Raw genomic sequence first — 8735 nt, 5'->3', positions numbered from 1 at the left:
CCCACCCGATCCCATCCCGAACTCGGAAGTGAAACGCAGCCGCGCCGATGGTAGTGTGCATTTGCATGCAAGAGTAGGTCACCGCCAGGGGCTTTATCCTTAAACACCCTCACCGATCTCGGTGAGGGTGTTTGCTTTTGAAGGCACCGAATATCGATGCTTGCCGGACGCGTAGGCTTCGCGGTTACTCTTGGTGACCAAGCCCCTGCCTGTTCGAGGTGCCTTTTGTCGGCGAAGCGATACATCCTGACGCTGGACCAGGGCACCACCAGTACGCGAGCGATACTGGTCGATAACTCTGGAGCCGTGGCCGGTATCGCGCAGCGCGAATTCAGGCAAATTTTCCCGCAACCCGGCTGGGTGGAGCACGACCCGCGCGAGATCCTCGCCAGCGTGCAGGCCACGGTGGCCGAATTGCTTACGCGCATGCAGGTCGAGCCGGGCGATCTGGCCGGCATTGGCATCGCCAACCAGCGCGAGACCACGGTGGTGTGGGATCGCAGCAGTGGTCAGCCGATCCACAATGCCATCGTGTGGCAATCACGGCAGAGTGTGGGCATCTGTGAGCGACTCCAGGCAGATGGCTGCACGCCGACGGTGCGAGCGAAAACCGGTCTGCTGATCGACGCCTATTTTTCGGCCAGCAAGATCCGCTGGATTCTCGACCACGTCGAAGGCGCGCAATCGCGCGCCGAGCGCGGCGAGCTGCTGTTCGGCACGATGGAAAGCTGGCTGGTCTGGAATCTCACCGGCGGACGCCTGCATGTCACCGACGCAAGCAATGGTGCACGCACCCTGCTGTACGACATCCATCGCTGTGCATGGGACGACGAACTGCTGCGCCTGTTTGACGTGCCACGCGCGATGCTGCCGCGTGTCTGTTCGTGCAGCGGGCATATCGGCGATACCGATCCGGCGCGCTTCTTCGGCGCGTCGGTGCCCATCGGCGGCCTTGCCGGCGACCAGCAGGCGGCCTTGTTCGGCCAGGCCTGCTTCGAACCCGGCATGGCGAAGAATACCTACGGCACCGGCTGCTTCATGTTGATGCATACGGGCGACCAGGCGGTACCGTCGCGTCACGGTCTGCTGACCACCATAGCTTGGGAGATCGGTGGCAAGGTCGAATACGCACTGGAAGGCAGCATCTTCGTCGCTGGTGCGGTGGTGCAGTGGCTGCGTAACGGGTTGCGCATGCTCGATTACGCCGCCGATTCGCAGGGGCTGGCCGAAAGCGTGGCTTCCAGCGACGGGGTTTACCTGGTGCCGGCCTTCGTGGGGTTGGGCGCGCCGTACTGGCGCAGCGATGTGCGTGGTGCGATGTTCGGCATCACCCGCGGCACGCGCCGCGAGCATCTCGTGCGCGCGGCGCTGGAATCCATGGCTTACCAGTCGCGCGACGTACTGGCGGCGATGGAGGCGGATGCGGGCATTCCGCTGAAGGAGTTGCGCGCCGACGGCGGCGCCATCGCCAACGATTTCCTGGCGCAGTTCCAGAGCGACATGCTGGGCGTGCCGCTGCTGCGACCCAGGGTGCAGGAGGCCACGGCGCTGGGCGCGGCCTATCTTGCCGGATTGGCGATGGGTTTCTGGGAGAGCCGGGCGCAAATCGCGCGGCTATGGCAGGTGGAACATCGCTTCGAGCCGGGCATGCCCACGGCGGAGCGCGAGCGGCGCTATCGCGGGTGGCAGGCGGCGGTGCAGGCCGCCTGCGCCTTCACGCCGGATTGAAAGCCAGGGTCAGTCCGGCGCGTAGCCGAACTGTTCCGTGAACTCCGCGGCGAACTCGGTCCAGGTGAAGTGCTGGTTCTGGGTGCCGGGGTGTTCCACCTTCAGCGCGCCCATCAGCGAAGCCATGCGGCCGATGGTGAGCCAGTCCTTGCCGCGCATGATGCCGAAGATCAGCCCGGCGCGGTACGCGTCGCCGCAACCGGTGGGATCGACCACGCGGCGCTCGCGTGCCGGCGGAATCTCGTGCACGGTGCCGTCGGCGTAGATCAGCGAGCCGCGCGGCCCCAGCGTGACGATATAGGCCTTCACGCGGCTGGCGATGTCCTCGGCGCTCCATCCGGTGCGTGCCTGCAACAGCTGCGATTCGTAGTCGTTGACGATCACGTAGGTCGCCTTCTCGATCATCGCGCGGAACTCGTCGCCGTTGAACAGCGGCATCGCCTGGCCCGGGTCGAAGATGAAGGGTACGCCGCGCGCGGCGAATTCCTCGACGTGCTGTAGCATCGCCTCGCGGCCGTCGGGCGCGACGATGGCGAAGTCGATCGCGGGGATCTCGCGCACGTGGTTGTCGTGCGCGCTGGACATCGCGCCGGGGTGGAAGGCGGTGATCTGGTTGTTGTCCAGGTCGGTGGTGATGAAGCATTGCGGGGTGAACTGGTCGTCGAACACCCGCACGCGCTCGAGCGGGATCCCGCATTTCTCCATGTGCGAACGGTAGGGTGCGAAGTCCTGGCCCACCGCGGCCACCGGCAGCGGGTCGCCGCCCAGCAGCTTGAGGTTGTAGGCGATATTGCCTGCGCAGCCGCCGAACTCGCGGCGCATCCGCGGTACCAGGAAGGACACATTCAGGATGTGCATCTGGTCGGGCAGGATGTGGTTCTTGAACTGGTCCTGGAACACCATGATGGTGTCGTAGGCCAGCGATCCGCAGATGACGGCAGACATGGTTGCGTGATTGCCCCGGACGATGGTGGATGGCACGCGGTGACGCGGCCGGCAAAGCCGGATGCGCGGATCCGGCAAAGGTTCGCATCCTATCGTGAACGCGGGTTCATGGCGAATCCACGATGCGGCGCAGCAGGGGCCGAACATGCGGGAAACAGCATTGTAGAAGGCTTTTTTAACGACTTTTCTGTTGCGTATGCCGGCCCTGCTGACTAGACTGGCGAGCTTATTTTTACTCTGGCCGGCGCGCGGCGGACCTCAATGTTCAAGTTCTTTCGCGGGATATTTTCCAACGACGTCTCGATCGACCTCGGCACCGCCAACACGCTGATCTACGTGCGCGGCCAGGGCATCGTGCTGAATGAACCTTCGGTGGTGGCGGTGCGCCAGGACCGTGGCCCCGGGGGCCCGCGCGCGATCGCAGCGGTGGGCCACGAGGCCAAGCGCATGCTGGGCCGTACCCCCGGCAACATCGCCACCGTGCGTCCGATGAAGGACGGCGTGATCGCCGACTTCACCATGACCGAGGCGATGCTGCAGTACTTCATCAAGCAGGTGCACAAGTCGCGCCTGCTGCGCCCCAGCCCCCGCGTGCTGGTGTGCGTGCCCTGCGGCTCCACCCAGGTGGAGCGCCGCGCCATCAAGGAATCGGCCGAAGGCGCCGGTGCCCGTGACGTGTTCCTGATCGAGGAGCCGATGGCGGCCGCGATCGGCGCCGGCATTCCGGTGCACGAGGCCCGCGGCGCGATGGTGCTGGACATCGGTGGCGGCACCTCCGAGGTCGCGGTGATCTCGCTCAACGGCATCGTCTATTCGCAGTCCGTGCGCGTGGGCGGCGACCGCTTCGACGAGTCCATCATCAACTACGTGCGCCGCAACCACGGCACCCTGATCGGCGAGTCCACCGCCGAGCGCATCAAGCTGGAAATCGGCTGCGCCTTCCCGCAGACCGACGTGAAGGAGATTGAGATCTCCGGCCGCAACCTCGCCGAGGGCGTGCCGCGCATGTTCACGATCAACTCGAACGAGATCCTCGAGGCGCTGCACGAGCCGCTGGCCGGCATCGTGGCCGCGGTGAAGTCGGCGCTGGAGCAGACCCCGCCGGAGCTGTGCTCCGACGTGGCCGAGCGCGGCATCGTGCTCACCGGCGGCGGCGCGCTGCTGCGCGACCTGGACCGCCTGATCTCCGAGGAGACCGGCCTGCACGTGCAGGTGGCGGACGATCCGCTGACCTGCGTGGCGCGTGGCGGCGGCAAGGCGCTGGAGCTGATCGACCAGCACGGCAGCGATTTCTTCGCCCCAGAGTAAGGTCGACTCGCCGTGGCGCGTCCGCGCGATGAGTCATCGCCGCTGTTCGCCGGCAACGCCGCGGGCACGCTACGGCTGATCGTCTATCTCGCCCTGGCCCTGGTGCTGATGGTGCTCGACCATCGCAATGGCTGGCTGTGGCGCGTGCGCAACGTGGCCTCGATGGTGGTGGAGCCGGTGTACCGGCTGGCCAACCTGCCCAGCGCCGGCATGCGCACGCTCAGCGTGGCCTTCGCCGACCGCAAGCTGCTTACCGAACAGAACCAGCGCCTGCGCGAGGATCTGCTGCTGGCCAACGCACGGCTCAACCGCATGGCCGGCGTGGCCGAACAGAACCAGCGCCTGAAGGAACTGCTGGACACCCAGCGCAGCCTCGACCTCAACGTGCAACTGGCGCGAGTAGTCGGCGTAGACCTGGGGGCCGCCCAGCAGCGGTTGGTTCTGAATCTAGGCGCGCGCGACGGCGTGAAGCCGGGCCAACCGGTGATCGATGCGCACGGCGTGATGGGGCAGGTCATCCAGACCCTGCCGACCACCTCCGTGGTGATGCTGGTGACCGATCCGGCGCACGCGATTCCGGTGGTGGTGGCGCGCTCGGGCCTGCGCACCGTGGCCTACGGTGCCCGCGACGGCAGCGGGCTGGTGCTGCCTAGCATCCCGCTGGCTGCCGATGTGCAGCCGGGCGACAAGTTGCTCACCTCCGGCCTTGGCGGGCGCTTCCCGCCGGGTTTCCCGGTGGGCAAGGTGATTACCGTGGCGCCGGCGACCTCCGGCATGTTCCGGGTGGCGCAGGTGCAGCCGGCCGCCGACATCGACCGCAGCGACGACGTGTTGCTGCTGCACGACCAGGCCGTGCCTGCGGGTCCCCCCGCGCCCGAGGTTCCGGCAGGGCCGCCGGCGTCGCAGGCCCCGGCGCCAGGCGCCGCGGGCGGCAATGCGCCGGCAGCATCGTCGTCGACGGGGGCCGTGCATCCCACGCTGCCGCGCGTCACCGCGGCGATGTCCACCGCACAGCCGGCCCGTGCCGGGAGCTTGCCATGAATCGCCAGCGCCTGACGTCGTGGTGGTTCGCCGGCACGCTGCTGTTCGCGCTGCTGCTGATGCTGGTGCCGCTGCCGGCGCTGCTGGAGCCGTTCAAGCCGTACTGGCCCGCGCTGGTGCTGCTGTACTGGGCGCTGGAGTCGGAAGACCGCGTCGGCCTGGGGCTGGCCTTCCTGGTCGGCCTGGGGGCCGACCTGTTCGACGGCGCGTTGCTGGGCGAGCAGGCGCTGCGCCTCACCGCGCTGGCCTTCATCGCGCTGCGCTTCCGTTCGCGGCTGCGCTTCTTCCCGATGTGGCAGCAGACCCTGGCGGTACTGGCGCTGCTGCTGAACGACCGCATTCTGTTGCTGATGGTGCGGGTGCTGTCCGGTGCGCCGGTGCCGCCGGCGGACTGGTGGATTTCCCCGTTCGTGGGCGCCGCGCTGTGGCCGTTCCTGTTCCTGCTGCTGGACGACCTGCGTCTGCGGTTTCGCCTGCAATGAGCGCCCGTCCATGACGTCGCGGCATCCCGCGTTGCTGCCGAGTGGCCGCCAGGTGGCGGTGACTGGCGACGCGCCTGCATGGCTGGCCATGCCATGAAGCTGAAGCTGCGGCGCACGATCAAGGACCCACGCAACGAAGGCGAATTGTTCCGTCGCCGCGCGCTGGCGGGTTTTGCGCTGATCCTGCTGGGCCTGGCCGGGTTGATCGGACGCTATGTCTTCCTGCAGGTGACGCGTTACGACGAGTTCGCCACGCGCTCCGAGAACAACCGCGTCAAGCCGCTGCCGATCGCGCCCGCGCGCGGGCTGATCTTCGACCGCAACGGCGTGCTGCTGGCCGACAACGTGCCCGCGTTCCGCCTCGAAGTGGTGCCGGACCAGGTCAAGGACATGAAGGCGATGCTGGCGGACCTGGGCCAGGTCGTGCCGCTTGGCCAGGACGATCTCGATGCTTTCCACAAGCAGCTGAAGCAGAGCCGCCGCTTCGAAAGCGTGCCGCTGAAGATGCGCCTCACCGAGGACGAGATCGACCGTTTCGCGGTGAACCGCTGGCGTTTCCCGGGCGTGGACGTCGTGCCTTACCAGAATCGCCGCTACCCGCTGGGCGAGCTGTTCGCGCATGTGATCGGCTACGTCTCGCGCATCGACGCCGATGACCTCGACCGGCTCGATCCGTCGCTCTACAAGGGCACCACCCATGTGGGCCGCATCGGCATCGAGCGCTCCTACGAGGACGTGCTGCACGGCACGCCCGGCTACCAGCTGGTCGAGGTGAACGCGGACGGCCGCACGCAGCGCGTGCTGCAGACGCACCCCGCGATGGCCGGCAAGAACATCTATCTCAGCATCGACGCGCGCATCCAGAAGGCGGCCGAGCAAGCCCTGGACGGCCACGCCGGCGCGGCGGTGGCGATCGACCCGCGCAACGGGCAGGTGCTGGCGATGGTCAGCGTGCCGACGTTCGATCCCAACCTGTTCGTCGACGGCATCAGCCGCGCCGATTACCAGACGCTGACCACCGCGCCGGACAAGCCGCTGCTGAATCGCGCCCTGCGCGGCGTGTACCCGCCCGGCTCCACCGTGAAGCCTTTCGTGGCCCTGGGCGGCCTGGAGCTGGGCCTGCGCACACCGGCCGATAGCGTGCTTTCCACCGGCACGTTCTGCATCCCGGGCACCACGTTCTGCCGCCGCGACGACCGCCGCGGCGGCTTCGGCACGGTCAACCTGCGCATGGCCATCATGTGGTCGGTGAACACCTACTTCTACAAGCTCGCGCTGGACATGGGCATCGACCGCTTCAGCCAGTGGATGGGGCGCTTCGGTTTCGGCAAGCCCACGGGCATCGATCTCGATGGCGAGTCCAGCGGCATCCTGCCTTCGCGCGAGTGGAAGGAAAAACGCTACAAGAAGCCGTGGTTCCCCGGCGAGACGATCATCGCCGGCATCGGGCAGGGCTACTGGACGGTGACGCCGATCCAGCTGGCGCACGCGCTGGGCATCCTCGCCGGACACGGCATGCCGTATGCGCCGCGGCTGGTGATGGCCACGCAGACCGACGTGGATGCGCCTAAACAGCCGCTGCCCAACGCACCCACGGGCCCTTCGGTGATCAGCAACCCGTCCGAATGGCAGGCGGTGGTGCAGGGCATGGAGATGGTGGTGAACGACCCGCGCGGCACCGGCTACGGGTTGGGCAAGGGCTTCCCGTACACCGTCGCCGGCAAGAGCGGTACCGCCGAGCGCTACTCGCGCCACACCGACGCCTATAACGAGAACACCAACCTTGCCTACCTGGCCAGCCGGCACCGTGCCTGGTTCGAGATGTTCGCGCCGGCGGAAGAGCCGCGCATCGCGGTGGTCGTGGCGCTGGAAGAAGGCGCCTGGGGCGCGTCCTCGGCGGGTCCGATCGCGCGCAAGATCCTCGACGCGTGGCTGGCCACCCAGCCGGATGCGCCGCCGGATACGCCGCTGCCGCCCGGCGGCCTGCCTGCCCCTGGCACCGCGCCGGCCGGAGGGGCTCCTGCATCGGCCTCTTCGGCCGTGCTGCAGGACCTGCCGCAGGACACTTCGCCTGGCGAGCCGGCCGACGCGTCGTCGCAGGAGAATCCCGGATGATCGAGCTGCTGCAAGTGCGGACGCGGCGCCTGTTGCGCCGCGTGCTGACCCGCCCGCGCATCGACCTGCCCTTGGCCGCGGGCCTGCTGCTGCTGGCGGCGGCCGGACTCTGCACGCTGTACAGCGCTGCCGACGGCGACGTCGGCCAGGTGGGCGGGCAGGCCGTGCGCTTCGTGCTGGGTTTCGTGCTGATGCTGCTGATCTCGCGCATTCCGCCCTCCGCCCTGCGCAACTGGACGCCATGGCTGTACGCCGGCAGCACGCTGCTCTTGGTGGTGGTGTCGGTGCTGGGCGAGGGGCGTGGCGCCGACCGCTGGTTGAACCTCGGCATCATGCGCTTCCAGCCTTCCGAGCTGGCGAAGCTCACCATGCCGATGATGGTGGCGTGGTACCTGCACCCGCGCCAGCTGCCGCCGCGCTGGAAAGACATCGCCATGGTGGGCGCGATGATCGCCGTTCCCGCCTACCTGATCGGCAAGCAGCCGGACCTGGGCACCGCGCTGCTGGTGGCGGCCGCCGGCGGTTTCGCGCTGTTCCTCTCCGGCATGGCGTGGTGGCGCATCGGCCTGCTGCTGGTGGGCGCGGCCAGCATGGCGCCGGTGGCCTGGCATTTCATGCACGGGTACCAGCGCGGCCGCATCCTCACCATGCTCAACCCGGAATCCGACCCGCTGGGCAACGGTTGGCACATCATCCAGTCGCAGATCGCGGTGGGCTCCGGCGGCGCGTTCGGCAAGGGTTGGATGCACAGCTCGCAGGCGCAGCTGGATTTCCTGCCCGAGCACACCACCGACTTCATCTTCGCGGTGTTCTCCGAGGAGTTCGGCCTGGTCGGCGTGTGCCTGATGGTGCTGCTCTACGCCTTCATCATCGGCCGTTGCCTGTGGATCGCGATGGAAGCGCGCGACACCTACTCGCGCCTGCTCGCCGGCGCGATCGGCATGAGCCTGTTCGTCTACGTGTTCGTCAACGGCGGCATGGTGTCCGGCATGCTGCCGGTGGTGGGCGTGCCGATGCCGATGGTGAGCTACGGCGGCACCTCGGCGGTGACCCTGCTGGTGGGCTTCGGCATGCTGATGTCGATCCACGCGCACCGCAAACGGCACGACTGAGCCG

The 8735-nt window shown here is 67.8% G+C and carries 7 protein-coding genes and 1 rRNA gene; 7 read left to right on the top strand and 1 reads right to left on the bottom strand.

Features of this window, described 5'->3' with window-relative positions; translation table 11 throughout:
• Positions 1–90 (top strand): 5S ribosomal RNA (gene rrf, locus IHE46_RS14715); the annotation flags it as partial.
• Positions 91–225: 135 nt separating this feature from the next.
• Positions 226–1728: a glycerol kinase GlpK gene (gene glpK, locus IHE46_RS14710; protein ID WP_225563079.1), complete on the top strand. Its 1503-nt coding sequence runs from the start codon at positions 226–228 to the stop codon at positions 1726–1728.
• A 9-nt stretch (positions 1729–1737) separates the two neighbouring features.
• Here the strand turns inward: glpK and IHE46_RS14705 are convergent, their stop codons facing one another.
• Entirely contained in the window at positions 1738–2673 is a 936-nt protein-coding gene (locus tag IHE46_RS14705) for a carbohydrate kinase family protein (RefSeq protein ID WP_192165410.1), read from the bottom strand.
• A gap of 261 nt (positions 2674–2934) precedes the next feature.
• On the opposite strand from IHE46_RS14705, the gene IHE46_RS14700 reads away from it, so the two are divergent.
• The 5 genes from IHE46_RS14700 (at position 2935) to rodA (ending at position 8731) form a co-directional block, all read left to right on the top strand.
• On the top strand, positions 2935–3981 hold the full coding sequence (locus IHE46_RS14700; RefSeq protein ID WP_192165409.1) for a rod shape-determining protein: 1047 nt from the start codon (positions 2935–2937) through the stop codon (positions 3979–3981).
• 12 nt (positions 3982–3993) lie between these two features.
• The gene (mreC, locus tag IHE46_RS14695) at positions 3994–5022 is read left to right on the top strand and encodes a rod shape-determining protein MreC (protein WP_192165408.1); all 1029 of its coding nucleotides are present in this window, start codon (positions 3994–3996) and stop codon (positions 5020–5022) included.
• On the top strand, positions 5019–5504 hold the full coding sequence (mreD, locus tag IHE46_RS14690; RefSeq protein WP_192165407.1) for a rod shape-determining protein MreD: 486 nt from the start codon (positions 5019–5021) through the stop codon (positions 5502–5504). Before mreC ends, mreD begins: the two co-directional genes overlap by 4 nt.
• 93 nt (positions 5505–5597) lie before the next feature.
• Positions 5598–7619, top strand: a complete 2022-nt coding sequence (gene mrdA, locus IHE46_RS14685) for a penicillin-binding protein 2 (protein ID WP_225563078.1) — start codon at positions 5598–5600, stop codon at positions 7617–7619.
• Positions 7616–8731 (top strand): rod shape-determining protein RodA, encoded by a 1116-nt coding sequence (gene rodA / locus IHE46_RS14680; RefSeq protein WP_192165406.1) that lies wholly within the window; start codon positions 7616–7618, stop codon positions 8729–8731. The genes mrdA and rodA overlap by 4 nt, the downstream gene beginning before the upstream one ends.
• Positions 8732–8735: the final 4 nt, after the last annotated feature.

The sequence above is a fragment of the Rhodanobacter sp. DHG33 genome (assembly GCF_014843005.1).
In the GTDB taxonomy this organism is placed as follows: Bacteria; Pseudomonadota; Gammaproteobacteria; order Xanthomonadales; family Rhodanobacteraceae; genus Rhodanobacter_A.
The sequence above is the reverse complement of the archived record's forward strand: the minus strand, read 5'-3'. Positions and strand labels throughout refer to the sequence as shown.